The sequence below is a fragment of the Streptomyces sp. NPDC090994 genome (genome assembly GCF_044768905.1).
Taxonomy (GTDB): Bacteria; Actinomycetota; Actinomycetes; order Streptomycetales; family Streptomycetaceae; genus Streptomyces.
In genome coordinates this window covers 239222-262934 of record NZ_JBIVWS010000008.1, presented here as the reverse complement: position 1 = coordinate 262934, position 23713 = coordinate 239222, and the positions used below count along the sequence as shown (strand labels likewise).

At 72.6% G+C, this 23713-nt stretch carries 22 protein-coding genes; 10 read left to right on the top strand and 12 right to left on the bottom strand.

From position 1 onward, the window contains the following. Positions 1–201: 201 nt before the first annotated feature. The 3 genes from ACIQR3_RS19890 to abc-f all read left to right on the top strand — a co-directional run bounded on the left by ACIQR3_RS19890 (position 202) and on the right by abc-f (position 3590). On the top strand, positions 202–468 hold the full coding sequence (locus ACIQR3_RS19890) for an Atu4866 domain-containing protein (RefSeq protein WP_403540524.1): 267 nt from the start codon (positions 202–204) through the stop codon (positions 466–468). A gap of 258 nt (positions 469–726) precedes the next feature. Beyond that, positions 727–1584, top strand: a complete 858-nt coding sequence (locus tag ACIQR3_RS19885; RefSeq protein WP_403540522.1) for a MerR family transcriptional regulator — start codon at positions 727–729, stop codon at positions 1582–1584. Between the two features lie 353 nt (positions 1585–1937). Beyond that, a complete protein-coding gene (gene abc-f / locus ACIQR3_RS19880) occupies positions 1938–3590 on the top strand; it encodes a ribosomal protection-like ABC-F family protein (protein ID WP_403540521.1) in 1653 nt (550 codons plus the stop codon). A 167-nt stretch (positions 3591–3757) separates the two neighbouring features. Here the strand turns inward: abc-f and ACIQR3_RS19875 are convergent, their stop codons facing one another. Beyond that, entirely contained in the window at positions 3758–4498 is a 741-nt protein-coding gene (locus ACIQR3_RS19875) for a nitroreductase (RefSeq protein WP_403540518.1), read from the bottom strand. Positions 4499–4599: 101 nt separating this feature from the next. Between ACIQR3_RS19875 and ACIQR3_RS19870 the strand changes: the two genes are divergently transcribed. After that, positions 4600–5211 (top strand): helix-turn-helix domain-containing protein, encoded by a 612-nt coding sequence (locus ACIQR3_RS19870; protein WP_403540516.1) that lies wholly within the window; start codon positions 4600–4602, stop codon positions 5209–5211. Between the two features lie 403 nt (positions 5212–5614). Here ACIQR3_RS19870 and ACIQR3_RS19865 read toward each other — a convergent pair whose 3' ends face one another. Beyond that, positions 5615–6478 carry a LysR family transcriptional regulator gene (locus tag ACIQR3_RS19865; protein ID WP_403540513.1) on the bottom strand — a complete coding sequence of 288 codons (864 nt, stop codon included), beginning with the start codon at positions 6476–6478 and terminating at the stop codon, positions 5615–5617. A gap of 182 nt (positions 6479–6660) precedes the next feature. Between ACIQR3_RS19865 and ACIQR3_RS19860 the strand changes: the two genes are divergently transcribed. Further along, positions 6661–7533 carry an aldo/keto reductase family oxidoreductase gene (locus ACIQR3_RS19860; protein WP_403540511.1) on the top strand — a complete coding sequence of 291 codons (873 nt, stop codon included), beginning with the start codon at positions 6661–6663 and terminating at the stop codon, positions 7531–7533. A gap of 141 nt (positions 7534–7674) precedes the next feature. Here the strand turns inward: ACIQR3_RS19860 and ACIQR3_RS19855 are convergent, their stop codons facing one another. The 4 genes from ACIQR3_RS19855 to ACIQR3_RS19840 all read right to left on the bottom strand — a co-directional run bounded on the left by ACIQR3_RS19855 (position 7675) and on the right by ACIQR3_RS19840 (position 11398). After that, complete coding sequence (locus ACIQR3_RS19855) at positions 7675–8298, bottom strand: lytic transglycosylase domain-containing protein (RefSeq protein ID WP_403540509.1); 624 nt, start codon at positions 8296–8298, stop codon at positions 7675–7677. A 21-nt stretch (positions 8299–8319) separates the two neighbouring features. After that, entirely contained in the window at positions 8320–8904 is a 585-nt protein-coding gene (locus ACIQR3_RS19850) for a TerD family protein (protein WP_403540507.1), read from the bottom strand. Beyond that, the gene (locus tag ACIQR3_RS19845; RefSeq protein WP_403540506.1) at positions 8885–9517 is read right to left on the bottom strand and encodes a hypothetical protein; all 633 of its coding nucleotides are present in this window, start codon (positions 9515–9517) and stop codon (positions 8885–8887) included. Before ACIQR3_RS19845 ends, ACIQR3_RS19850 begins: the two co-directional genes overlap by 20 nt. Before the next feature lie 444 nt (positions 9518–9961). Next, on the bottom strand, positions 9962–11398 hold the full coding sequence (locus tag ACIQR3_RS19840; protein ID WP_403540568.1) for a DHA2 family efflux MFS transporter permease subunit: 1437 nt from the start codon (positions 11396–11398) through the stop codon (positions 9962–9964). Between the two features lie 172 nt (positions 11399–11570). Between ACIQR3_RS19840 and ACIQR3_RS19835 the strand changes: the two genes are divergently transcribed. Continuing rightward, positions 11571–12005, top strand: a complete 435-nt coding sequence (locus ACIQR3_RS19835) for a MarR family winged helix-turn-helix transcriptional regulator (protein WP_403540504.1) — start codon at positions 11571–11573, stop codon at positions 12003–12005. 103 nt (positions 12006–12108) lie between these two features. Here ACIQR3_RS19835 and ACIQR3_RS19830 read toward each other — a convergent pair whose 3' ends face one another. Both ACIQR3_RS19830 and ACIQR3_RS19825 read right to left on the bottom strand, forming a co-directional pair. Beyond that, positions 12109–13560: an APC family permease gene (locus ACIQR3_RS19830; RefSeq protein WP_403540502.1), complete on the bottom strand. Its 1452-nt coding sequence runs from the start codon at positions 13558–13560 to the stop codon at positions 12109–12111. A gap of 65 nt (positions 13561–13625) precedes the next feature. Then, on the bottom strand, positions 13626–14216 hold the full coding sequence (locus ACIQR3_RS19825; protein ID WP_403540500.1) for an isochorismatase family protein: 591 nt from the start codon (positions 14214–14216) through the stop codon (positions 13626–13628). A 177-nt stretch (positions 14217–14393) separates the two neighbouring features. Here ACIQR3_RS19825 and ACIQR3_RS19820 point away from each other — a divergent pair, with 177 nt between their 5' ends. Beyond that, the gene (locus ACIQR3_RS19820; RefSeq protein WP_403540498.1) at positions 14394–15377 is read left to right on the top strand and encodes a GlxA family transcriptional regulator; all 984 of its coding nucleotides are present in this window, start codon (positions 14394–14396) and stop codon (positions 15375–15377) included. A gap of 114 nt (positions 15378–15491) precedes the next feature. Here ACIQR3_RS19820 and ACIQR3_RS19815 read toward each other — a convergent pair whose 3' ends face one another. Both ACIQR3_RS19815 and ACIQR3_RS19810 read right to left on the bottom strand, forming a co-directional pair. Then, positions 15492–16058 carry a hypothetical protein gene (locus tag ACIQR3_RS19815; protein WP_403540496.1) on the bottom strand — a complete coding sequence of 189 codons (567 nt, stop codon included), beginning with the start codon at positions 16056–16058 and terminating at the stop codon, positions 15492–15494. 627 nt (positions 16059–16685) lie between these two features. Further along, the gene (locus ACIQR3_RS19810; protein ID WP_403540494.1) at positions 16686–17897 is read right to left on the bottom strand and encodes a lactate 2-monooxygenase; all 1212 of its coding nucleotides are present in this window, start codon (positions 17895–17897) and stop codon (positions 16686–16688) included. Positions 17898–18076: 179 nt separating this feature from the next. Here ACIQR3_RS19810 and ACIQR3_RS19805 point away from each other — a divergent pair, with 179 nt between their 5' ends. The 3 genes from ACIQR3_RS19805 to ACIQR3_RS19795 all read left to right on the top strand — a co-directional run bounded on the left by ACIQR3_RS19805 (position 18077) and on the right by ACIQR3_RS19795 (position 21548). Further along, positions 18077–19744: a carboxylesterase/lipase family protein gene (locus ACIQR3_RS19805; protein ID WP_403540491.1), complete on the top strand. Its 1668-nt coding sequence runs from the start codon at positions 18077–18079 to the stop codon at positions 19742–19744. 293 nt (positions 19745–20037) lie between these two features. After that, complete coding sequence (locus ACIQR3_RS19800) at positions 20038–20808, top strand: oxidoreductase (RefSeq protein ID WP_403540490.1); 771 nt, start codon at positions 20038–20040, stop codon at positions 20806–20808. Continuing rightward, positions 20805–21548 (top strand): SDR family oxidoreductase, encoded by a 744-nt coding sequence (locus ACIQR3_RS19795; protein ID WP_403540489.1) that lies wholly within the window; start codon positions 20805–20807, stop codon positions 21546–21548. The genes ACIQR3_RS19800 and ACIQR3_RS19795 overlap by 4 nt, the downstream gene beginning before the upstream one ends. On the opposite strand, the gene ACIQR3_RS19790 is transcribed toward ACIQR3_RS19795, so the two are convergent. Both ACIQR3_RS19790 and ACIQR3_RS19785 read right to left on the bottom strand, forming a co-directional pair. After that, the gene (locus ACIQR3_RS19790; RefSeq protein ID WP_403540487.1) at positions 21497–22453 is read right to left on the bottom strand and encodes a LysR family transcriptional regulator; all 957 of its coding nucleotides are present in this window, start codon (positions 22451–22453) and stop codon (positions 21497–21499) included. The two genes, ACIQR3_RS19795 and ACIQR3_RS19790, sit on opposite strands and share 52 nt — an antisense overlap. A gap of 111 nt (positions 22454–22564) precedes the next feature. Further along, positions 22565–23401 (bottom strand): prephenate dehydratase, encoded by an 837-nt coding sequence (locus ACIQR3_RS19785; protein WP_403540485.1) that lies wholly within the window; start codon positions 23399–23401, stop codon positions 22565–22567. Between the last annotated feature and the right edge of the window lie 312 nt (positions 23402–23713).

Sequence of the window (23713 nt, the reverse complement as noted above, 5' to 3'; positions counted from 1 at the left end):
CTTCACGGCCCGGCCCGGTGCGGCGTGCGCGCAGGAAGTCTCCCGGGTGGTTGTCGTCCATGTGTTCCTGGCTGGGCGGCGGCCCGGTGCGCTGCCTGGGTGTGCCGCACCCAGGAAGGACACGCCCTGGTCGACGGCCGCTCACCTGGTGAGACTTGACGGAGCACGAAGGACCACACCATGCGAGGAGAGGAGCCTGCCATGGCCGGGACTGTTGAGGGCGACCACGTCGACGTGGTCGGGATGTGGGTGACCGCGGACGGTCACATCCGTCAGGAGCTGCTGCCGGACGGCCGCTACGACGAAGCCCGCGGCGAGCGGCGCAGCGCGTACACCGGCCGGTACACGGTGACCGGCAGCCACCTGGACTATGTCGACGACACCGGGTTCACCGCCACGGGCGACATCCGGGACGGAGTGCTCTACCACGAGCACCTCGTGCTCTACCGGGAGCAGAAGCCGTCGTAGCGAAGGCCGGGCCAGGCCACCCTGGGTGCCGGGGTGGACCCGGCGCCGGTGGACCGAGCAGTCCCTGCGCGGCAGCCGGCCGACCAGCCAGCAGCGACAAACTGTCCGGCGGCCGGTGGCACCACGCGCCTGTGACCAGGGACGCTGCCGGCCTGATGGCACGGAGGGCGGGGTGCGCCCACGGCAGCGGGGTTTGCATGTGCCGTAGCGGCATGTGGTCCAGTAGGCGGCGAGCACGACATCGAGAGGTTTCCGCGCATGCCCCTTCCTGCGATTCCCCGCCGGGTCAAGATCGGCGATGCCGCCGCGTTCGCCGGTACCACACCCCGCGCCGTCCGCCACTACCACGCCATCGGGCTCCTCGCCGAACCGGAACGCGGCAGCGACGACCGCCGCCGCTACGGATACGACGACATGATCCGCTTGCTGTGGATCCGCAAGATGGCTGATGCGGGTATCTCCCTGGACGACATCCGGGCCGGCTTCGAGGGCGCCACCGGCATCGAGCAGTCCCTGGCCCGGCTGGAGGAGTCCCTCGCCTCCAAGGCGGCCGCCATCGAAGCCCAGCGGGCCGCCGTGCGCCGCCTCCGCGAGGTGGGCAGCCCCCTGGGCCTGCTCTCACCGGTGGTCAGTGGCCGCCTGCGTGATCTGCCGCCCGGGTCCCTGCGCCCGGCCGATCTCGATGCCCTTCTGGTCACGGAGCGTATCTTCGGCTCTCTGGGCGCCGCCGTCCAGGCCAACCGGTTCATCGTCCTGGCCAGCCACCCCGAGCTGCGGGCCGAGGAAGACCGTCTGGCCGAGGCCGAGGCGGCCCTGGACGACACCATGTCCCCCGACGACCCCCGCGTCGAAGACCTGGCTGCCCAGCGGTGTGCTCATGAGACCGCCTTGGGAGCCGCCATCGACAGATCCGGCCTGGACGACACCCTCGACGGCCTTCTGGACCAGGAGGACGAGCACGCCGGCGAGGAGGAAGGCGAGGCGAGGATGAGCCCGAGGGAGGCCATCGGCAAGATGCCGTACGACTTCTCCCCGGCCCGCGTCCGGTACGAGGAACGTGTCATCGAACTGCTTCACTCGGCCGATCAGGACGGCGACACCCCACGGACCTGCTGACTGGAATCGGTGCTCGGGGCGAGCCCGACAGGAGCAGCCCGGACCGCAGACTTCCGCCGACGCGGCCCGGCCGGGCACACAGCGCCGATGAGTGGCGGCCCGCATCTTTCTCCCCCGGTGAGCAGGGCGCCGCGCTCCAGGCCGAGGCGCCTGTTCGCGTTCGGGCGGAAGGTGCCGTACGGGTCGGTGGCGCACCAGCACAGCACGGACTTCTCGGCCCGCACCTATTGAGACGAGACGCTTCGTCTTGTTATGGTGGGGGCATGGCTTTCCTCTTCTTCGTCTGAGTCCGGGCACGGCCCATGCCGCCGTTTCTGCTGCCCGTAGACCTCACGCATGCCAGGGGAAGTCCCATGCGCGACCGCGCTCGCACCGCCCTGCCCACCACCGTCTCCGATGTGGCGCAGCTGTCGGTCAGGTCCGTCACCAAGTCGTACGGCACCCGGACCGTCCTCGACCAGGTCTCCTTCACTGTCCGGCCGGGCGAGAAAGCCGCCGTCGTCGGTGACAACGGCTCCGGCAAATCCACCCTGCTGCGGCTGCTCGCCACGGTCGAGAGGCCGGACGCCGGGGAAGTCACCGTCCGTTTCCCCGGCGGAACCGGCCACCTCGCCCAGACCCCCGGCCTCGACGCGGACCGCACCGTGCAGGACGCCGTCGACCTCGCTCTGACCGAACTGCGCGCCATGGAGCGGGGACTCCGTGCGGCAGAGGAGTCCCTCGCCGAGGCGACGGACGAGGAACTCGCCGCCTACGGCGAGCTGCTGACCGCGTACGAGGAACGCGGCGGATACGTGGCGGACGCCCGTGTGGAAGCCGCCATGCACGGGCTCGGACTGGCCCGGATCACCCGGGAACGCCCGCTCGGCTCACTGTCCGGCGGCGAGCAGGCGCGCCTCGCGCTCGCCTGTGTCCTGGCCGCCGCCCCCGAACTGCTGCTCCTGGACGAACCGACCAACCACCTCGACGCCGCCGCCGTGCACTGGCTGGAGGAACACCTGCGCGCACATCCCGGCACCGTCATCGCGGTCACCCACGATCGCGGCTTCCTCGAGCGCATCGCCACCACGATCCTCGAGGTCGACCGGGACGAGCGCACCGTGCGCCGGTACGGCGACGGGTGGGCCGGCTACCGCGCCGCGAAGGCCGCCGCCCGGCGCGCGGCGGAGCAGCGGTACGCGGACTGGGCCGAACAGGTGGCCCGCACCGAGGAACTGCTGGAGGCCGCCGGCAGACGGCTGGCCGCCACCGGCCGTGACCCGAAGCAGGGCTTCGGCAAGCACCGCCGTTCCAGCGAGGCGAAGCTCGGCGGACAGGTGCGCTCGGTGCGGGAGCGCCTGGACCGGCTGCGGCGCAACCCGGTGGCAAAGCCTCCGGCACCGCTGCGGTTCACGACAGCGCCGGCGTCGCCGGCCGACGGCCCTGCCCCGGGCACACTCGCCGAGCTCGACAACGTACGGGTCGGAGAACGGCTGCGGCTGGACGGACTCCTGACGATCGAGCCCGGAGGGCGTCTCCTTGTCACGGGCGAGAACGGCGCGGGCAAGTCGACGCTGCTTCGCGTCCTGGCGGGCGACCTGCAGCCGGACGCGGGCACGGCGCGCCGCCCTGCCCGGACCGGCTACCTCGCCCAGGAGCTGCCCGTACACGCCACGCGGCTGCCGCTGCTCGCCGCGTTCGCCGCCGGACGGCCCGGGCTGCCGGACGAGTACGCCGAACAGCTCCTGTCCCTGGGCCTGTTCCGCGAACAGGACCTGGACGTCCCGGTCGCCTCCCTGTCCGTGGGGCAGAAACGGCGGCTGCAGATCGCGGCCCTGGTGACCCGGCCCGCGGACCTCCTCGTCCTCGACGAGCCGACCAATCACATCGCACCCGACCTGGTCGAGGACCTCCAAGCCGCGCTCACGGCGTACCCGGGAGCAGTCGTCGCGGTCTCGCACGACCGCGGCTTCCGTGCACGCTTCGAAGCCGAACACCTGGAACTGCGCAACGGCCACAGAAACTGACCCGCCCCCATACCCGACAGGCCCTCGGCGAACTGCCCCGGCGATGCCTGACGGGGGCATCGCGGAGCGTCAGGGCCGGAGCCGGTCCCTCGAGACCGGTCATCTGGAAGACCGCTTCGTCGAGGAGACTGGTCGCCGTGTCCGGGTCGTCCGCCCGCCGGCGGACCCTAACCGTGGAACGTGGTGGTCGCGTCCAGAGTCGCCCGGCCGGTCGCGACCCGGTTCACCGGCGCGTTCTCGTCGGCGTAGCCGAAGGAGATGCCCACGAGCAGTTTGCCGTCGTCCACGCCGAGGTGGTCGCGGACGGTGTCGGCGTAGAAGCTGAGCAGGCCCTGCGGGCAACTGGACACGCCGTAGGCGGTCATGGCCAGCAGCAGCGTCTGCAGATAGGCACCGGCGTCGGCGGCCAGTCGCGGTCCGCCGTCGCCGGTGACGAACAGGAACGCGGCATGGGGCGCCCCGTAGAAGCCCAGGCTTTCCGCGTCGTAGGCCGCGCGGGCGGTGTGGTCCTCGGGGCCGATGCCCAGCGCTCCGTACAGGTCGGCGCCGAAGGCGGTCCGCCGTTCCCGGTGGACGGGGGCGTACATGTCCTCGGAGTACGGGTAGTCGGCCGTGACGCGTCGCTCGGCGTGGGCCGTTCGCAGGGCGTCGGCCAGACGGTCCCGCCGTGCGCCGCCGACCACCTCGACCCGCCACGGCTGCGCGTTGGAGTTGGACGGCGCGGCACCGGCCAGGGAGAAGATCCGGCGCAGAGTGTCCTGGGGTACCGGGTCGGGGCGGAACGCGCGGGTCGCGCGGCGCCCGCGGATCAACTGCTCGGCGTACTCCCACGTTCGCGTCCCGCCCGTCCGCGTCCCGCCGACGGGTGTCTCGCTCGTGCGCGTCCGGGTGAAGACCGGCCTGCTCATGGAACTCTCCTCAGGATCACTTAAGTAAACGGGAACGTTTACCTGAGGTCGCACTATAGCCAGCCGCCTCACTGAAGTAAACGAGGTCGTATACTTACGTCATGACCACGGTGACAACGGCGTCTCGACGGCAGGGGCGCGGAGGACGGGAGCGCATCCTGGCCGCCGCGGCCGGACTGTTCGCGGTCCAGGGGATCAACGCGACCGGCATGGAGCAGATCGCGGAGCGGGCACCGGTGTCCAAGCGCACCCTCTACGCGCACTTCCGCACCAAGGACGAGCTGGTCCTCGCTCACCTCAAGGACCTCGCCTCGGCGGGGCGCACCCTGGAGGGAGCGCTGACGCGCGAGGACGTCCCCGCCAGGGAGCGCGTCCTCACACTGTTCGACCCGCCGCCGGCGGGCACGGATTTCGTGCGCGGATGCCCGTTCATCGACGCCGCTGTGGAGTTCCCCGATCCGCAGAACGCGGTTCACTCCTACGCCCGCGAACAAAAACTGCTGATGGTGCGGCTGGTGGCCGAGCTGGTAGCGGAACTGGGCTGCCGCGAGCCCGCCGCCCTGGCCGAGCAGCTCGTGACCCTCGCGGACGGCGCCGCCAGCCGCGCCATGGTGCTGGGCGACTCGGACTACGGCCGGCATGCGCGGACAGCGGCGGAGATCCTCCTGGACAACGCGCTGCCGGCCACGCAGCACGCCCGCGCCACTCCGTAGCGGGAGCCGAGGCCGGCGCACAGGCGCACGACCTCGTCACTTCTGTCGATGCCGCACGGATCGCACCACGGGCCGCTCACCAGAGTGCGTCCCACGATCTGAGCCGGACCAGCCGCCGGTGAAGGCGGGCGCCCCGGCAGCTCCACAGCGAGGGCGTCAAGGGGCCTCTTCCGTGCCGACCCGATGCCACGGCACACGGCACGCGGCACCCCTGCGGCGACCGGACGTCTGGGGGTCTGCCCAGCCCGCAGTGGCCCGGCGACCGCCGCCGTCTCCTCGCCGGCGGCGGACCGGAGACATCAAGGCTGATGTTCGCGGAGATCGGTATGCGGCCAAGTAACCGACGGCCGCCGACGCGGTCGGGGTCGGGTCCGGATCGCGTGGTGGGCCGGGGCGTGGGCCGTCACAGCCGGGTGGCCGTGCGGATCAGTCCGGCGAGGGCGAGGGAGCGGCTGTGCGCGGGCCAGGCGAGGTGGGTGACGACCGGGGGCGCGTCGGACAGGGGGACGGCGGCGTGCTCGGCCCACAGCCAGGCGCGGGCCGACTCCGGGTAGACGGCCATGGTGCGTCCGAGGGCGATCAGCTGGGCCAGCTGCGTCTGGTCGTGGATCTCGGGCCCCGGACCGGGCGGGTACGTGCCGTCGCGGGACCAGCGGGCGAGCGGAAGTCCGGGGACGTCGCTGATGTCGGCCAGGGACAGGCTCCGGTGGGCGGCGAGGGGGTGCCTGGCGGGCAGGACGGCGATCTGGCCCTCGGTCATCAGTTCCTCGCTGTCGAACCCGGTGAGGGAGTTGAACGGCGCGTGCATGAGCGCCGCGTCCGCACGGCCGTCGCGCAGCATCTCCCCCTGCTCGCACGTGCCGCTCGGCAGCACCTCGATCTCGGCGGCGTCGGGCTCGGCCGCGTAGACGTCGAGGAGCTTGTGCAGCAGTTCGTGGGAGTCGCCGGCCTTCACCGCCAGCACCAGGCGGTTGCGGGGGCCGCCCGGGCTGTCCGCACCACCGGCGCGGCGGGCGCGGCGTGCGGCGGCGGTGACCGCGTCCAGGGCCGCGCGGCCCTCGTGCAGCAGCATCTCTCCGGCACTGGTCAGGGCGACGCCGCGGCGGTCGCGCTCCAGCAGGCGGACGCCCAGGCGCCGTTCGAGCTGCTGGATCGCCCGGGACAACGGCGGCTGGGCCATGCCGAGGCGTTCGGCGGCGCGGCCGAAGTGCAGTTGCTCGGCAACGGCCAGGAAGTACCTCAGCTCGCGGGTCTCCAGGGTGTCCATGACCAGAGCGTAACGCGGTGATACCTGCCCGGTATGACAGAGCACCGCACCGGTATTGGCCGCGCCGTTCACCCCCGGGCGAACATCGACGGCAGGAGCGAGCGAGGGCCCGCCCGACGAGCGGGCCTGTCAAGTGGCAAGCACCTTCCCGTGATCCGATTCAGCAGGAAAGACACGACAGCATGAACACATCTCCCGCGTCACTGCCCGGCGGCACCTGGTCCCTGGGCGATCTGACCGTCACCCGCTTCGGCTACGGCGCCATGCAGCTCGCCGGCCCCGGCGTGATGGGCCCGCCTGCCGACCACGACGGTGCGCTCGCCGTGCTGCGCGAGGCCGCCGAGCTGGGGATCACCCACATCGACACCGCCGACGCGTACGGACCGCACGTCACCAACCAGTTGATCCGCGAAGCGCTGCACCCCTATCCCGAGTCGCTGCGCCTCGTGACCAAGGTCGGCGCGGTCCGTGACGAGCAGGGGGGCTGGCCGCCCGCGCGGCGGCCCGAGGACCTGCGCCGCGCCGTGCACGCGAACCTGGAACACCTCGGCCTCGACGCGCTCGACGTGGTCAATCTCCGGCTCGGCGACGCCCAGGGCCCCCGGCCGGGCTCCCTCGCCGAGCCGTTCGAGACCCTCGTCGAACTCCAGCGGCAGGGCCTGATCCGGCACCTCGGAGTGAGCAACGCGACCGCGGAACAGGTCGCCGAGGCGCTGACGATCGCACCGATCGTGTGCGTGCAGAACATGTACAACCTCGCCCACCGCCAGGACGACGCGCTGATCGACGACCTCGCCGGCAAGGGCATCGCCTACGTGCCCTTCTTCCCGCTCGGCGGTTTCACCCCGCTGCAGTCCACGGCACTCTCCGCCGTGGCCGCCCGGCTGGAGGCGACGCCGATGTCGGTCGCGTTGGCCTGGCTGCTGCGGCGGTCGCCGAACATCCTGCTCATTCCCGGTACTTCTTCGGTGGCGCACCTGCGCGAGAACGTCGTCGGCGCGGGACTCCCGCTCTCCGACGAGGACCTCGCGGAGCTGGACCGGATCGGCCACTGAGCGCGGTCGGCACTGCCTGACAGCAGTGCGGGTTCCGTCGAGGAGGAGGACGGAGGACGGAGGACGGAAGACGGAAGACGGAAGACTGAGGACCACGGTGCGGCGGTCGTGGTCCTGCCGGTGGGGCGGGGTTTCACATGCTCAGCCCGCGCCGACCGCCTTCCCCGCCCTGCCCCAGTTCTCGTGCAGCCTCTCCAGGTACGACCGCGCCTGGTCGCCGGGGGCCGCACCGCGGGCGAAGGCGAGCATGCCGGCCGGGCCGGTGTTGTAGCCGAGGGCCAGCAGTTCCTCTTCGGTGTATGCGGCGGTCCGGTCGGCGGGCAGCCGGGCGGCGAGGTCGTGGACGTACCAGGCCTCGGCCTCGACGGCGAGGTCCCGGTCGTCGGCCAGGTCCTCCCAGCGGCGGCCGGCGAAGTCCCGGCCCTCACGCACCTCCTCGAAAGCGGCCCGGTGCATGTTGGCGATGCCGAAGGCCGCGTCCGGCTTGTACCGCTGCCAGGCCCTCTCCAGGCCGGGGTCGTGCGGCTTGTACGCCTCGTTGTAGAGGATCGCCATCAGCAGCCGCGCGTTGACGCCGGTCTCCCGCGCGCGGGCCCGGACCTGGGGCGCGTACTGAGCGGGGTCGTACGACGAAGAGGGGGCCGGGGCCGGCGGGTAGGCGGCGGACGGGGTGCCGGACGGGTCTGCCGAGGACGGTGGCCCGTCCGACGGGAGTGTGCCGGTGGCCCGTACGACGGTGCACAGCACCAGGGCACAGGCCGCCACGAGGAGCCACCGTCGCACTTGTCAGAGGTGGGTGGCGATGGCCGGGAGCAGGTCCTGGAAGGTGCGGCCGGTGGCGGGTTCTCCGATGGCCTTCAGCTGCCAGCCGCCCCTCTCGCGGTGGAGCGCGGCCATGATCTGGGCCGTGTGCGGGCCCCCGCCGCTGAGGGTGTAGCGGGCCAGTTCCTCGCCGGTGGTCTCGTCGACCAGACGGCAGAAGGCGTTCTGCACCTCGGCGAACGTCTGCCCGGTGAAGGAGTTGACCGTGAAGACGATGTGGTCGACGTGTCCGGGCACGCGTCCGAGGTCGACGAGGACGGTCTCGTCGTCGCCGCCGGCGCCGCTGCCTCCGGTGAGGTTGTCACCGAGGTGCCGTACGGAGCCGTCGTCACTGCTCAGGTGCTGGAAGAAGACGACGTCGGCCAGTTGTCCGCGGGAGAAGAGGAGCGCGGAGGCGTCCAGGTCGATGGCGCGGGGGCCGGTCAGCTTGGCCAGGAAGCCCTTGCGGGGTGCGGACTGCCAGCCGAGTCCCATGCGGACGGCGGTCAGCGCGGTGCCGTCCGCCTTGCTCAGGCTGACCTGCTGTCCCTTACTCAGATTGACCGACACCGGTCGTCTCCTTGTCTGTGGTGGAGGTGGTGGACGTGTGAGGCGTTCCCGGCCGGGGTGCCGCTGAGCGCTGGGCCAGGGACGAGCGGCGTTCGAGATAGGGCAGCAGGCCCCGGTCCAGCAGGGCCCGCCGCCACCGCTCGCGGGCGGCGGTCACCGCTGCCTCGCCGTCACCCGGGTCCGGCGCGGGCCGGTTCAGGGCGGTGCGCAGTACGGTCCACAAGCCTACGGCGCCGGAGACCACGGCGACGAGGGCGCACAGCCAACCGGTCGTCACCATCGTCGAGGCCCAGTGGGCGGCCGTGCCGGCGAGCCGCAGGAGGTAACCGGTCAGCAGGAGGAGGGCCGCCGCCGTGGCCGACACCAGGGGCGTGAGCACGGCGAACGCATCCCACAGGGGACGGCGGGGCGCGGGGCGCGCGCCCTTGGCCGTGAGGTAGGCGCGGTACTCGTCGCCGGCGGCAGCCGCGATCTCCTCGACATCCCGCAACGCCTGCCACAGCAGAGGCCGGCTGCTCCCTCCTTCGGGACCGGACCCGGCGTCCAGGGTCTGGCGCACAAGCCGCTCGACGTCGGCGCGGTCCTCCGGTCGGAGGCGCGGCTCGCTGGTCATCCGGCCGCGCTCCGCCCGTCTCGGTACCGACTCGCCGAGGGCCGTCTTCGGCCCGGGCGGCAGGGAACCCCCATGTCTCATCCCTCCATGCCGTCATGGCCGCACGGGTGAGTGCCGCCAGCATGAACGGAAATCTACAGCACTGTAGAAACAATCTCAGCACGCCTGCCCGGTGACGTCCCGGAAGCGGCCGACAGCGAGTCGCGGCAGAGGCGTCCGGAGGGCAGACCCGCCACGGGTGCGGGCGCCGCTCGGACCACGTACGTCACACGTACGCCATACGTCGTGCCGGCCAACTGGTCCTCGACGGCCGCCGAGGATCCGGGCCCTGCGTGAGAGGCCGGCATCGTCGGTCGGTTCGTTGCCCGGCAGAGCGGGTGGAGGGCCCGCGGCAAGGGTGTCACGGTCCCGCGTCACCGCGTCGTGCGTCACCGCGTCATCGCATTACGCGTCGCCGCGTTGCGTCAGGGGTCGTACGTCAGGGGGAGTCGGCAGGCTCCGGGCGTCCCCGGACCGGAGTGGCCGGGCGGCGGCCGTGGTCGTGCCGCGGGCCGCGGCGCGGGCGGGGCCGTCGGGGAGGGTGAAGGCGAAGACCGCGGTGATCGCGGCCAGCGCGGCCAGCACCAGGTACGCCTGCTGGTAGGCGGTGACCGGCGGGTCCGCCACGGCGGCGGGCGGGGTGCCCAGGACGAGGGCGGTGGTGACCACGGCCGGGGCGAGGGCGCCGCCGGTCTGCCGGACGACGGTGTTCAGCGTGGTGGCGTGCGACAGGTCCCGCGGGTCGACGGTGGCGAGGGAGGCCACCGTCGTCGGGATGAAGAAGCAGCCCATGCACAGCCCGAGCAGGAACATGTAGAGGCGGAACGTCCACAGGCTCGTGTCCGCGTCGCAGGTGGCGAACAGCAGCAGCACGACACTGACGCCGGCCGTGCCGCAGCCGACGATGAGACGCGGGCCGATACGGGCGTACAGCACACCGACGACCTGGACGGTCAGCAGCACGCCGAACGCCTCGGGAAAGGTGGCCGTGCCGGACTCCGACGCGCTGCGGCCCTGGGCCTGTTGCAGGAAGAGCGGCCCCAGGTACATGGCGCCGAGGATGGGCACCAGGCCGACCAGGTTGAGCAGGTTCGTGTCGCGGAAGAGGCGGTCGGCGAACAGCCGTATCTTCAACAGAGGGACGCGGACGCGGAGTTCGTGGACGACCGCGGCGGCCAGCAGGACCGCGCCCGCGGCCAGGGAGACGATGACGGCGGCCGACGACCAGCCACGGTTGGGGCCTTCGCAGACGCCGAACATCGCGGCGCCCAGACCCGCCGCGCTCAGCAGCAGACCCGGCAGGTCGAAGCGGCCCGGCCGGCCGCCGTGGTGCCCGGCCAGGAACAGCGCGCCGAACAGTACGGCCGGCAGGCCGACCGGCACGTTGACGTAGAACACCCACCGCCAGGACAGGTGGTCCACCAGCAGCCCGCCCAGGATCGGCGCGACCGCCGGGGCGATCTGCTGCGGGACGATCGTGTACCGGGAGACGCGTACCTGCTCGGAGGCGGTGAAGGTGCTGAACAGCAGCGCCGCCGAGGCGGGCAGCAGCAGTCCGGCGGACAGGCCCTGGACGGCGCGGTAGGCGACGAGTTGACCGAGGCCGGCGGCCAGCCCGCACAGGGTCGACGACACGAGGAACCCGACGAGCGCGGCCAGCAGCACACGTTTGCCGCCGAACCGCTCGACCAGCCACGCGGAGGCGGGTATGGCCATCGCCAGGCAGACCGGGTAGACCACGACGACCCCGTCCAGGGCCGCCGTCGTCAGCTCGAACTGCCGGGCGATGGAGGGCAGTGCCACGGTGGTGATCGCGCCGTCGACGATCGCGATGAAGGTCACGCAGACACAGACGACCGGGACGACGAGGCGCTGGCTGAGGCGGAAGGGCAGGGCAGACAGCACGGAGGAGTGACGTCGGCGCATATGCTGAGCATACACACTATGTGTGTGGTCAGTACCCTGGACTTCTCGGTCACGAACGCGTGTCGGAGCGGAAGACGGGACGGCGGACATGGCGGCGGTGCAGGGCAGCAGCGACATCCTGATCGACGAGTTGTACGAGACGACCTACCGGTTGCGGGACTTCGTGGAGACCCGACTGCGGGAGAAGGGGGCGTCGGTGGCGCGGCTGCGCGCGCTGCGCATGCTGGACCGGGCACAGGAGCCCCTGCGGATGCGGGATCTGAGCGAGATGGCGGGCATCGCGCCGCGCACCGCGACCAGCATCGTCGACAGCCTGGAACGTGACGGGCTGGTGGAGCGGGTCCGCCACCCCAGCGACCGGCGGGCCTTCCTGCTCCGGCTCACCGAGGAGGGGCTGCGCTGTCACCGCGAGGCGGAGGAGGTCGACCGCCTGGCGCTCGCGGAGGCGACGGCCGCCCTCGACGCCGGTGAGCGCGAGCAGTTGCGCGGGCTGCTCGCGCGGATCAGGGAGCACACGGTCTGACGGCGGCGGACGACGGGGGGACGGAGGACGGGAACGGGGACGGGGACGGGAACGGGGACGGGCAACAAGCGACGGCGACGGCGACGGCCGGAACCTGGACCGGTCAGGACGGGGACGACGGCTTGTCGGCCGGCTCCGTCGTCCCGGCGGGCGGCGGCCCGTCGGCCGGTTGCGTCGTCCCGATGGACGACGGTTCGTCGGCCGGCCGCGTCGTCCCTGGGGTCCGTGCGGGGTGGCGGGCGCGGCGTACGGCGACGAGGGCGGCCAGTACGGCTCCGGTCGCCAGGACCGGCAGGCCGCGCAGCCAGACGGCGGCCTCGACCTGGGTGGCGAGTACCACGCAGGACACGGCGCCGAGCACCGGGAGCACGGTCGGGGCCCGGAAGTGGCCGGGTTCCCCGGGGTCGCGGCGCAGCACGAGCACGGCGACGTCGACCATGAGGAAGACGACGAGGAGCAGCAGGACCAGCGTGGTCGCCAGGGTGGCGACACTGCCGGTGAGGGCCAGCGCCATCGACAGCGCGGTGGTGACGGCGATCGCCGCCCATGGCGTACGGCGGCCGGGCAGTACTGCGGTGAGGGCGCGGGGCAGCAGTCCGTCGCGGGCCATGCCGTAGGCGAGGCGGGAGGACATGATGCCGGTGAGCAGGGCGCCGTTGGCCACCGCGACCAGCGCGACGGCGCTGAACAGGAGGGGCGGTACCCCGCCGGCCTCCTCGACGACCTCCAGCAGCGGTCCGCTCGACCCGGCCAGCCGGGCGGTGGGCACGGCGGCCGACGCCGCGAGGCCCACCAGCACGTACACGGCCCCCGCGGTCGCCAGCGCGCCGAACAGGGCGCGCGGGTAGGAGCGCCGCGGGTCCCGGGTCTCCTCGGCGACGTTCACGGAGGTCTCGAACCCGACGAACGAGTAGTACGCCAGCACGGCCCCGCTGAGCAGGGCCGATGCCACCCCCTTCTCCGGGGTGCCGAGCCGGGCCAGCCGGCCCGGGTCGCCGTCGCCGCGCAGCAGCAGCCAGCCGCCGAGGGCGACGATGACGAGCAGGCCGCCGACCTCGATCACGGTGGCGACGACGTTGGCGCGGGTCGACTCCCGCACGCCGCGCGCGTTGACCAGGGCGAGCAGGGCGAGGAACAGCACGGCGACGAGGCCCACGGGGAGGGTCACGAAGGCGGACAGGTAGTCGCCGCCGAAGCCGCGCGCCAGCGCGGCCACGGAGACGATGCCGGCGGCGAGCATGCAGAAGCCCGCGACGAATCCGGCGAAGGGCCCGAAGGCACGGGTGACGTAGTGGGAGGCGCCGCCCGCGCGGGGGTACTTGGTGGCCAGTTCCGCGTAGGAGGCCGCGGTGAGCAGGGCCAGCAGCAGCGCGAGGGTCAGCGGGGCCCACACCGCTCCCCCGCTGTCGGCGGCCACCTGGCCCACCAGGACGTAGACGCCCGCGCCGAGGACGTCGCCCAGGATGAAGAAGTAGAGCAGGGGGGTGGTCAGGGTCCGCTTGAGCGCCGGGCCCTCGGTGTCCGCCGCCGGCAGCGGTTTCGCGACTCTTGCCATGCACCGACAGGTCCCCCGCGCACCGCGCGTCACGCCTCCGCGTTCGGGGCGCGGACCCCGGTCGGTCAGCTCAGGGACTTCCCGGAGGCGACGACGACGCCGTACAGGTCCCCGATGGTGGCGAGGGCGCCGTGGTGGATCTGCGCGGCGGTCAGGTCGGTGTCCGCCGAGCGGAGGGGGCGGGTCGCGCAGGCGTCGGCGACCACGGTGGGACGGTTGCCCCGCAGGAACGCGCCCATGGTGGTGGCCAGCACGCACATGTGCGTCATGAACCCGATGACGATGACGTCCCGGTGGCCGGCGGCGTCGACATGCGCGGACAGGTCGGTGCCGGCGAAGGAGTCGGGGGTGGTCTTGACGACGACGGGCTCGCCCTCGGCGGGGGCCACGCTCGGGTGGATCTCGCCGATCTCGGCCCTGATGTCGTAGGGGGTGCCTTCGCCGCCGTCGTTGACGACGTGGATCACCGTGGTGCCGGCCGCGCGGGCCCTGGCCAGCAGGGCGGCGGCGGAGTCGAGCGCGTCCTGCCAGCCGTCGAGCTCCATCACTCCGCCGACGTAGGTGTTCTGGTAGTCGACGAGGATCAGGGTGGAGTCCGCCAGGGACGCGGGGGTGTCGTCGAGGTTGTTGAGTTCGCGCAGGGTGGTGGTGGACACAGGGATATCCCCTCGGGAGCAGGTGGAGGTGGCCGGATGGCCGGTACTGCGGCGAGCGCCCGTGCCGCGTGCGGGGGCGGGGCCGTGACAGAAACGCTAGGGCCGCCGGTGCGGTGTCGGCAATGTCGTCTAACCTGCAGATCCGGACATCGCCGTGGCCGACCGGTCGGAGGACCCGTGAGCACTCTCGAACGCCTCGTCGTCATCGTCGTCTTCGAAGGCGTGGACCTGCTCGACGTCACGGGACCGCCCGAGGTGTTCTCCCTGGTGCCGAGGGAGGCCGGCGACTCGGCGGGCTACCGGGTCGTGCTGGCCGCCGCGGCCATGGCCCCCGTCACCACCGCCGCCGGCGTACGGGTCCTGCCCGACGCGACCTTCGAGGAGGTGGCGGCCGAGCGGATCGACACCCTGCTCGTGCCCGGCGCGGTGGACGCCGACCGCGCGCACGGGGTGCGTGCGCTCACCGACCCCGAGGTGGTGGGCTGGGTCCGCAAGCTCGCCGACGGCACCCGCAGGGTCGCCTCGGTGTGCGTCGGGGCGCACGTCCTCGCCGCCGCCGGTCTGCTCGACGGCAAGCGCGCCACCACGCACTGGTCGACGGCGCGGCAGCTCGCCGCCGAGCACCCGCGCGTCGAGGTCGACGCCGATCCGATCTTCGTGCGGGACGGCGCGGTGTGGACCGGTGCGGGCATCAGCGCCTGCCTCGACCTGTCCCTCGCCCTCGTCGCCGACGACCTCGGTGAGGCGGTGGCTCTGCGCGTGGCCCGGCACCTCGTGATGTATCTGAAACGGCCGGGCGGGCAGAGCCAGTTCAGCGTCCCCCTCGAACCCGTCTCCCGGTCACGGCGGGTGGAGGACCTCCGGCACCACGTCCTGCGCTCCGCCGCCGGTCCCCTCACCGTCGCCGACGTGGCCGCGTACGCATGCGTCGGCGAACGGCAGCTCACCCGGATCTTCAAGGCCGAACTGGGCATGACGCCGGGCGCGTACATCGAGTCCGTCCGCGTCGAAATGGCCCGTCACAGGCTGGAGACCACGGACGACACGCTCGAACACGTCGCCGGCACCTGTGGTTTCGGGACCGTCGACACACTCGTCCGCGCCTTCCGCAGGCGTCTGGGCACCACGCCCACGGAGTACCGGCGCCGGTTCCGGACCTGACCGCCCGGGCAACCGCACCACAGGTCGGGGCCGATCACCCTGCCCGAACCGGCCACGGGGTCCAGGACGGCTGACGGCGGCGGACCACGTCGCCGTACTCCGCCGTGCGCGGCGCTACTTCCCCGGCATGGTGGCGGCCAGCTCTCCCACCAAGGAGACGTCGTGGCAGTCGCCGTCCCGGCCGCCCCGGCACCACCACACCGGTGGGCCCGCCGCGTCGGCCTCGTCCTGGTACCGGTCGTCCGCGGTCGTCCCCGCGGGACGCACGTGCGTGCCGGTGTTGTGTCCCCCGCAGGTCGGCCAGGCCTGCCGGAGCAGTTCCATGACGGTCTCCTGCGCCGCCTCAGCGACCACGGCCAGGACCGTCGCCGCGTCGTCCGGTTCCGGTGCGTCGCCTTCCTCCAGGTCGTACGCGTTCACGGGATTGCCGTGCCAGCGGCCGTCCGGCAACGCCACGTGGACGTACCCGCTGTCGGTCCCGTTCGGGAGCGGAGGCTCCCCGGACGGGGCGACCACCAGTATCAGCGGGTCCTGGCCCGGCAAGGTCGCCGCCACGTCGCGGTTGACCACGGCGAGGGCGGCCTCCAGCTCGGGCCACTGCCCCGGCTCGGCCGGCCTGGGCTCCGGGAAGGGCAGCGGGTCTGGATCAGGTCCGAGGCTCAGGTGCGAAAAGTAGCTCACCGAGGCATCATCCCAGCCACCCGTTTCGGAAACGGGGGATCCTGCCTCCCTCGCGGCCACGGAACTCGCCCACGACGGGCGCGCGGTGACGGCGGTGGCCGCGGTGCGGACGGCGGCAGGCGGCAGGCGGCAGGCGGCAGGCGGCAGGCGGCAGGCGGCAGGCGGCAGGCGGCAGGCGGCAGGCGGCAGGCGGCAGGCGGCGGACGGTGGCCGCCGCGGCCGGCCGGGTCGCGCGGCTGTGGCGTCTCGACGGGGTTTGTCCGTCCTCCGTCCACCGGGACCTCCCGCTCGGTGGGGAAGCCAGTCGGCCGGCCCGGGCGCTGAGCCTGGTCGGCGCTCCGGCCGCCGGCATCGTGCGGCTGAGCGCGGCGGACGGCCGGTCGACGCGGGCCCCACCGACGGCCGACGCGTAACCCTGACGAACGACGAACCAGGAAACCGGCGCCCGTCACCCCGGAAGGGCCGTACGCGCAGCGTCTGTCGACCGCCCGGTCCGAGGAATCCGTGCGCATCGTGGCCGGCTCAGCGATCTTCGAGTCTCCGGACCGGACCGGACCGGACCTGACCGCCGCCGGAGGCACATCGAGACGACCGTCCGCTTCCCGCGCCTCACGCGCCCGGGTGTTCTCACCGCGACCACGGTGCCGGCCCCGCCCCTGGTGCTCGCAGGAGGCAGTGGGGACCGAGTTCGCCGGGGCTGGTGAAGCCGGACAGGGCGAGGGTCAGTTCGAACTCCGCGAGGAGGGTCCGGACGACGTGCTCCACACCTGGCCGGCCGTCGAGGGCCAGCCCGTACACGTACGGCCGGCCGAGGAGTACCGCGCGGGCGCCGAGCGCCAGGGCCTTGAGGACGTCGTCCCCGGTCCGGACGCCGCTGTCGAACAGTACGTCGAGACGGTCCCCGGCGGCCTCCACGATGGCGGGCAGCACGTCGAGGGAGCCGACGGCGCCGTTGACCTGACGCCCGCCGTGGTTGGACACCACGAGGCCGTCCATGCCGGTGTCCACGGCCCGCCGCGCGTCGTCGGGGTGCTGGATGCCCTTCAGCACGAGGGGGCCGTTCCAGTGCTCGCGCAGGAACGCCAGGTCCTCCCATGTCTTGCCCGGGTCCCCCGACATGCGGAAGAAGTGCGTGACGGCGGCTTGCGGATCCTCTTCGACGGGTCTGGCGAGCCCTGCGAGAAACGCCGGGTCGGTGAAGTAGTTCGCCGTCCCCACCCCGTGGAGGAAGGGCATGTACGCCTGGTCCAGGTCGGCCGGCCGCCAGCCCAGCAGCCAGGTGTCCAGCGTGACCAGCAGCGCCGTGCAGCCGCACGCCCGGGCGCGCGCCAGGAAGCTCTTCGTGACCTCCCGGTCCTTCGCCCAGTACAGCTGGAACCAGCGTTCGCCGTCCCCCATCGCCTCCGCGACCTCCTCCATCGGCGTGCTCGACGACGAGGAGAGAACGAACGGGACACCCTGCGCCGCGGCGGCCCGGGCGGCGGCCCGCTCCGCCTCGGGATGGACCACCGCGAGGGCACCGACAGGCGCCAGCGCGACCGGCACGGGCAGCCGGCGGCCCAGCACATCGACCGACAGATCCCGTACGCGGACGTCACGCAGCATCCTGGGCACGATGCGCCACTGGTCGAACGCCTCGCGGTTGGCGCGCGCCGTACGTCCGTCGCCCGCGGCTCCCACCACCGTCCCCACCGGTCCGGCGCCGAGCCGCCTGGCGGTCAGCTCCTCCAGACGGTTCAGGTCCGTCGGCAGTCGGGGCGGCGCCCCGGCCAGGCCGTCCCGGAAGATCTCGTGCTGGTACGCCGTCCAGTCGATTCCCTGTCCCGCTCCGCCGCTCATACGGGATCCCTTCCGCACCCCCTCTCCCCCGCGCCGGGGCCGTGCCGGGTTTCACCCGACTGCCCGTACCGGCCGCTTCCACCGTGTCGAGGGCTTATATGTGTTTCTGGACATGTGACGGCACATACGTCTCGTGTTCTCCGTGCTCACGGCGACCCGAAGCGAGACAGGCGGCGGCCATGGCAGCGAAACGCACGGCGGTGATCGCGGTCCTCGCGAGCGCGGTCTTCCTTTTGGTGGGCACCCCGGCCCCGGAACCCCCGCGCGCCGCGGTGTCCGCCGACGCCGCCGTCACGGTGCGCACCGACAGCGGCCTCGTCCGGGGCCTGCGGTCGGGCACCCACGCTCTGTTCCGCGGCATCCCTTACGCGGGACCGCCCAAGGGTGCTCACCGCTGGGCCGCACCGCGCCCGGTACGGCCCTGGAAGGGCGTACGGAACGCCGTGGAGCCCGGCCCGCTCTGCCCTCAGGTCGCCGCCCCCTACGCGGGCGTGTCGAGCGTGGAGGAGGACTGTCTGGTCCTCGACGTCACCACGCGGGCCCCGGCCGCCGCGGAGCGGCCCGCCCCCGTCCTGGTGTGGATCCACGGTGACGGCTCGGTGGGCGGGGGAAGCCTCTTCGACGCGCGGCGGCTCGCCGACCGCGGCCTGGTCGTCGTGACGGTCAACTACCGCCTGGGCGTGTTCGGCGGCTTCGGCTATCCGGGGCTCGAGGGGTCGGGGACGTTCGCCCTCCAGGACCAGCAGGCGGCGCTGCGCTGGGTCCAACGCAACGCCGCCGCGTTCGGCGGCGATCCCGGCAACGTCACCGTGGCCGGGGTGTCGTTCGGCGCGGGCGCCATCAGCGGGCACCTCACCTCACCGGGGGCCCGGGGGCTGTTCCACCGCGCCGTGCTGGCCAGCGGCGAGGGCATGATGGACATGCCCGCCGGCGCGATGGGCGAGGGGGTACCGGCGTACCCGTACTACGCCTGGCGCACGGAGCGGGAAGTACGCGACGCCGGCCTGGAGATGACCTCCTCCCTGGGCTGCGCCGGGCGCGACCCCGAGCGGGCGCTGCGGTGCCTGCGCGCGCTGCCGGTGGAGAAACTGCTGGCGGTCCCGCACATCATGAACGTCTTCCAGACGTTCGCCTACGGCACCGAGGTGCTGCCGGAGCTGCCGGAGAAGGTGCTGAGGGAAGGCCGTTTCGCTCGTGTCCCGGTGATGTCGGGGGCCACCAGGGACGAACACCGGCTGTTCGTCGGGATGGCCCACGACGCGGTCGGCTCCCCGTTCACCGCCGCCCAGTACGAGCGGGCGCTCGCCGCGGCGTTCGGCGACCGGGCGGACACGGTGAGCGCGTACTACCCGGTCGGGGACTTTCCCTCGCCGGCCCTGGCCTGGGCCACCGTGGTGACCGACCGGATGTGGGCCCGGGGCACCTACGCCCAGGCGCTCGCGTTCGGGCGTCACACACCCACGTACGCCTACGAGTTCGCCGACCGGGACGCCCCCATGTACCTCCCCTTTCCCGGGGACTTCGACTTCGGTGCCTATCACTCGGGCGACACCCCGTACGTGTTCGAGGACGCCGGCACGCAACAGCACTTCACCCCGGCCCAGGTGCGCCTGTCCGGCACCATGACCGACCAGTGGGCGCAGTTCGCCCGCACCGGCGATCCGAACCGGCCGGGACTTCCGCAGTGGCCCCGGTTCGATCCGGCCCGGGCCGTGCCGTACACCCAGTCCCTGGCGCCGGACCGTGTCGGGCCGGTCGACTACGCCCGGGAGCACCGGCTCGACTTCTGGCACCGGCTCGCACAACGGGACACCGTCCCGCAGGCGGATCCCACCGAGGGCAAGTAGCCGGACGCCGAGGCCCACCTCGCGAGTCGCTCACCTGTTCGCCCGGTGTGCGCCGTCGAACCGCGCGGCCCGGACCGGCTCCAGCGGTCGGTGTCGAGCCACTCGTCGCTCATAGGCAATTCCTATACCCCCCTGCCCGGTTTTCGTCTTTGCCTCCCGAACCGTCCCGGATCTACGGTGAAACAGCTCGACGCGGCGAGACACCAATCGCGGTTTTCCACGATCAGTACCGGCGCGCGTATTCCTTTTTTTCAGCCGAGCGGGACCGATACGTAATTGAGGGGATGAATGGCATGCCCACAGCCATGAGGAATGCAGACATACGAGAGCTCGCGGGAAAGCGAGCCGTGGTCACGGGTGGTTCGCGGGGAATCGGCGCCGCCATAGTGCGCCGGCTCCTCGACGCGGGCGCCGAGGTGCTCACGACCGCCAGGTCGGAGGCGGGCACGGTGCCGGAGGGCGCCGCCTTCGTCGCGGCCGACGTGCGGACACGGGCTGGAGCCGAGGCAGTCGCCGAGGCCGCGCGGGAGGTGCTCGGCGGAGTGGACATCCTGGTCGACAACGCGGGCGGAGCGCGCCCGTTCCCGAACGCCCGGGACATTCCCGACGAGGAGTGGCAGGACCAGCTGGACCTGAACTTCCTGGCGTCGGTGCGGCTGGACTCGTTGCTGACCCCGGGCATGCGCGAACGGCGGTCGGGCGCGGTCGTGCACGTCTCCTCGGCGGCCGTTCCCACCTCGGCCCCGCCATTCCTGCACTACACGGCGGCGAAGGCGGCGCTGCAGAACTACAGCCGGGGACTGGCCCTGGAACTGGCCCCGTTCGGAGTCCGGGTCAACGCGGTGTCTCCCGGCAGGACCGCCACCCCGGGCGGCGAGGCGACGCGGGAGGCGTGGGGCAAGCTGGTGGAGGAGGGACCGGGGCAGGACAGCACCGCGCCGCCGCTGGGGCGTGACGGCCGGCCCGAGGACATCGCCGACGCAGTGCTGTTCCTCGTGTCGGACCGGTCGAGCTGGCTCACCGGGCGGAACCTCACGGTGGACGGCGGCGAGTTCCCGGTATGAGCGAGTACAGCGGCAAGAACGCGGTGATCACGGGCGGCAGCAGCGGCATCGGTTTCGCGACGGCGGAGCTGCTGGTGGACGCCGGAGCGCGCGTGGTGATCACCGGCCGGTCCCGGGCCACACTCGACGCCGCGGCGGAACGCCTCGGCGAGAACGCGCTGGCCGTCCGGAGCGATGTGGCCTCACTGCCCGACCTCGACGCTGTGGCTGCCCGCGTCCGGGACGGACTCGGCACGGTGGACGCCCTGTTCGTCAACGCCGGCATCACCAGCGCCACGCCTTTCGCGTCGACGACCGAGGAGACGTTCGACGAATCGTTCGCGATCAACGTCAAGGGGGCCTTCTTCACCGTGCAGAAACTCGCCCCGCTGCTGAGCACGGGCGCCGGCGTCGTCCTCACCACCTCGGCCGCGAACGTCATGGGCATGCTGGAGACCAGCGTCTACGCGGCCGGAAAGGCAGCCCTGCGCTCGATGGCCCGCAGCCTCTCCCGCGAGCTTCTTCCGCGCCGGATCCGCGTCAACGCGATCAGCCCCGGTCCCGTCGACACGGGAATCCTGGAGAACACGATGACCAAGGAGGCCGCCGATCAGTTCAAGGCGGAACGGGTGGCGGAGAATCCCATGGGCCGTTTCGGGACGCCGGAAGAAGTCGCCAGGGCGATGGCGTTCCTGGCCTTCGACGCCACTTACACCACGGGCACCGAGTTGGCGGTGGACGGAGGAATCACCCAGTTGTGACCCTTGCCTGACCCGCTGCCGGGAAATCCGGTGTAGGACCAGGACTCCTGGCGCAGGAATTCGAGCAGGGCCATTTCCGCCGGGCCCGCGCCGGGCCGGACCGCGGCGACGGTGGGCATGGACACGGCGGGCAGGACGGGGCGCGTGAGGTGCTCGAACCCGGGAGGCACCGCGGACGCCGGAAGGAGGGTCACGCCCAGCCCGTGCGCGGCCCAGCGTACCGCCGTCGCCGTCTGGGAGACGCGGGCGACCGTGGTCGGGGCCAGCCCGTTGTCCCGCAGCACGTCCCGCAGTACGCCGTCGAGCGCGCTGGCCTGGTCGAATCTGACCCACGGCTCCCGAGCCACGTCGCGCAGCCCGACCCGGTCGGCGGCGAGCTGCGCGTGCTCGGGACTCAGTACGACGACGAACTCCTCGTCGCCGAGGTGGTGGCCCTCGTACAGGCCTTCCTCGCACAGCCCGCCGATCAGGCCGAGGTCCACCGCGCCCCGGCGGGCCAGCCGCTCCAGTTCGGCGGGGTTCGCCTCCTCGAACACGGTGATTTCCAGGCGCGGGAAACGGCGGCGCAACGCGCTCAGCGCGCCCGGTAGCTGCCGCGTGCCCAGCCCCATCTGTGCCGCGACCACCAGCTCGCCCTCCAGGTCGCCGGCGCCGGCCCGTGCCGTCGCCTTCGCCCGTCGCGCCGCTCTCACCGCGACCTCCGCGTCCCGCAGGAAGGCGCGGCCGGCCGCGGTGGGCACCAGCCCGACCGGCGTGCGGGAGAACAGCGACACGCCGAGTTCCCGCTCCAGTCCGCGGATCTGCTGCGACACCGAGGGCTGAGCGACGCGCAGGGCCTCCGCCGCCGCCGTCACCGAGCCCGCCTCGGCCACGGCCAGGGCGTACTCGAACTGACGAAGGGTCATCGTCTCTGTCTCCTTCTCACGTGGAGCAGAGCAACGTGCTCGCGGCCCGTGGCTATTCCCGCCCTCCGGCGACCGCGGGGAAGCGGCGGCGTCAGGCGGCCGCCCGGGCGGTCAGCCCGTCGTCCGGTGCGGATGCGCGGGGTACACCCCCAGGACGCGTACCTCGGAGGAGAAGAACCGCAGCTCGTCCAGGGCCAGGGCGAGGCGCTGCTCGTCGGGGTGGCCCTCGATCTCCACGTAGAAGCGGCTGGCGCCGAGACCCGCACCGATCTGGTAGCTCTCGATCTTGGTGAGGTTGACCCCGCTGCTGGCGAATCCGCCGAGCGCCTTGTACAGCGCGCTCGGGATGTTGCGCACACTGAAGAACACGCTCGTCATGGTCGGCTGCCCCGGGTCGGTGGCGAAGGCCGGGTCCCGGGAGAGGACGACGAAGCGCGTGGTGTTGTCCGGGTCGTCCTCGACCTCGGCGCGCAGCACGTCGAGGCCGTACAGCCCGGCCGCGGCGGGCGGGGCGAGGGCCGCGTGCCGCGGGTCGCCCAGTTCGGCCACCTCGCGCGCCGCGCCGGCGGTGTCGTCGCTCACCAGGGTGCGCCAGCCGCCCTCCCGCAGCAGCTTGCGGCACTGGCCCAGGGCGTGCACGTGGCTGCGGACGCACTCCACCTGGTCCAGGGTGGCGCCGGGCACGCCCATCAGGTCGAAGCGGATGGCGAGGAAGTACTCGGCGACGATGTACAGCCCCGACTCCGGCAGCAGATGGTGCACGTCGGCGACGCGTCCGGCCGCGGAGTTGTCCACCGGGATCACGGCGACGTCGGCGTCACCGAGGGTCACGGCGTCCAGGGCCTGTTCGAAGCCCGTGCAGGGCAGTTCGGCGCACGCGGGGTAGAGGGCGTGGGCCGCGGTCGCCGAGTTGGATCCGGGTTCACCCTGGTATGCGACGGTCGTCACCGTGTTCAGCCTTCCTGCGGGGAGGTTCTGTCGTCGGGCGGCAGAAGCTCCGCTGCGTACCGCGCCTGCTGAAGTATCGCCTGTCCGCCGCCGCGGGCGTCGTCGCGGCTCCGCCCCCTCCGTACTGCGGCGGCTCGCGGAAGCCCGCCTTCAGGCGGGTGGCTCGCCGGCCTCCGGCGTGCCACGTCCCGCAACGGAGCCTCCGCGAAAACCAGTTGGCGGACCCCCTGCGGCCACTGATACCTTTCCGACGGCCGTGCGAGAGGACGAGGAGGTGGTACCCGTGAGCGCAGTATCGACATGGGTGCTCCC

What these genes read in the sequence shown, in the direction of transcription:
- ACIQR3_RS19860 (WP_403540511.1), top strand. Translation starts at nt 6,661, where the DNA reads ATGAACACATCTCCCGCGTCACTGCCCGGCGGCACCTGGTCCCTGGGC.
- ACIQR3_RS19795 (WP_403540489.1), top strand. Translation starts at nt 20,805, where the DNA reads ATGAGCGAGTACAGCGGCAAGAACGCGGTGATCACGGGCGGCAGCAGC.
- ACIQR3_RS19870 (WP_403540516.1), top strand. Translation starts at nt 4,600, where the DNA reads ATGACCACGGTGACAACGGCGTCTCGACGGCAGGGGCGCGGAGGACGG.
- ACIQR3_RS19890 (WP_403540524.1), top strand. Translation starts at nt 202, where the DNA reads ATGGCCGGGACTGTTGAGGGCGACCACGTCGACGTGGTCGGGATGTGG.
- ACIQR3_RS19875 (WP_403540518.1), bottom strand. Translation starts at nt 4,498, where the DNA reads ATGAGCAGGCCGGTCTTCACCCGGACGCGCACGAGCGAGACACCCGTC.
- ACIQR3_RS19835 (WP_403540504.1), top strand. Translation starts at nt 11,571, where the DNA reads ATGGCGGCGGTGCAGGGCAGCAGCGACATCCTGATCGACGAGTTGTAC.
- ACIQR3_RS19800 (WP_403540490.1), top strand. Translation starts at nt 20,038, where the DNA reads ATGCCCACAGCCATGAGGAATGCAGACATACGAGAGCTCGCGGGAAAG.
- ACIQR3_RS19865 (WP_403540513.1), bottom strand. Translation starts at nt 6,478, where the DNA reads ATGGACACCCTGGAGACCCGCGAGCTGAGGTACTTCCTGGCCGTTGCC.
- ACIQR3_RS19790 (WP_403540487.1), bottom strand. Translation starts at nt 22,453, where the DNA reads ATGACCCTTCGTCAGTTCGAGTACGCCCTGGCCGTGGCCGAGGCGGGC.
- ACIQR3_RS19830 (WP_403540502.1), bottom strand. Translation starts at nt 13,560, where the DNA reads ATGGCAAGAGTCGCGAAACCGCTGCCGGCGGCGGACACCGAGGGCCCG.
- ACIQR3_RS19805 (WP_403540491.1), top strand. Translation starts at nt 18,077, where the DNA reads ATGGCAGCGAAACGCACGGCGGTGATCGCGGTCCTCGCGAGCGCGGTC.
- abc-f (WP_403540521.1), top strand. Translation starts at nt 1,938, where the DNA reads ATGCGCGACCGCGCTCGCACCGCCCTGCCCACCACCGTCTCCGATGTG.
- ACIQR3_RS19885 (WP_403540522.1), top strand. Translation starts at nt 727, where the DNA reads ATGCCCCTTCCTGCGATTCCCCGCCGGGTCAAGATCGGCGATGCCGCC.
- ACIQR3_RS19845 (WP_403540506.1), bottom strand. Translation starts at nt 9,517, where the DNA reads ATGACCAGCGAGCCGCGCCTCCGACCGGAGGACCGCGCCGACGTCGAG.
- ACIQR3_RS19810 (WP_403540494.1), bottom strand. Translation starts at nt 17,897, where the DNA reads ATGAGCGGCGGAGCGGGACAGGGAATCGACTGGACGGCGTACCAGCAC.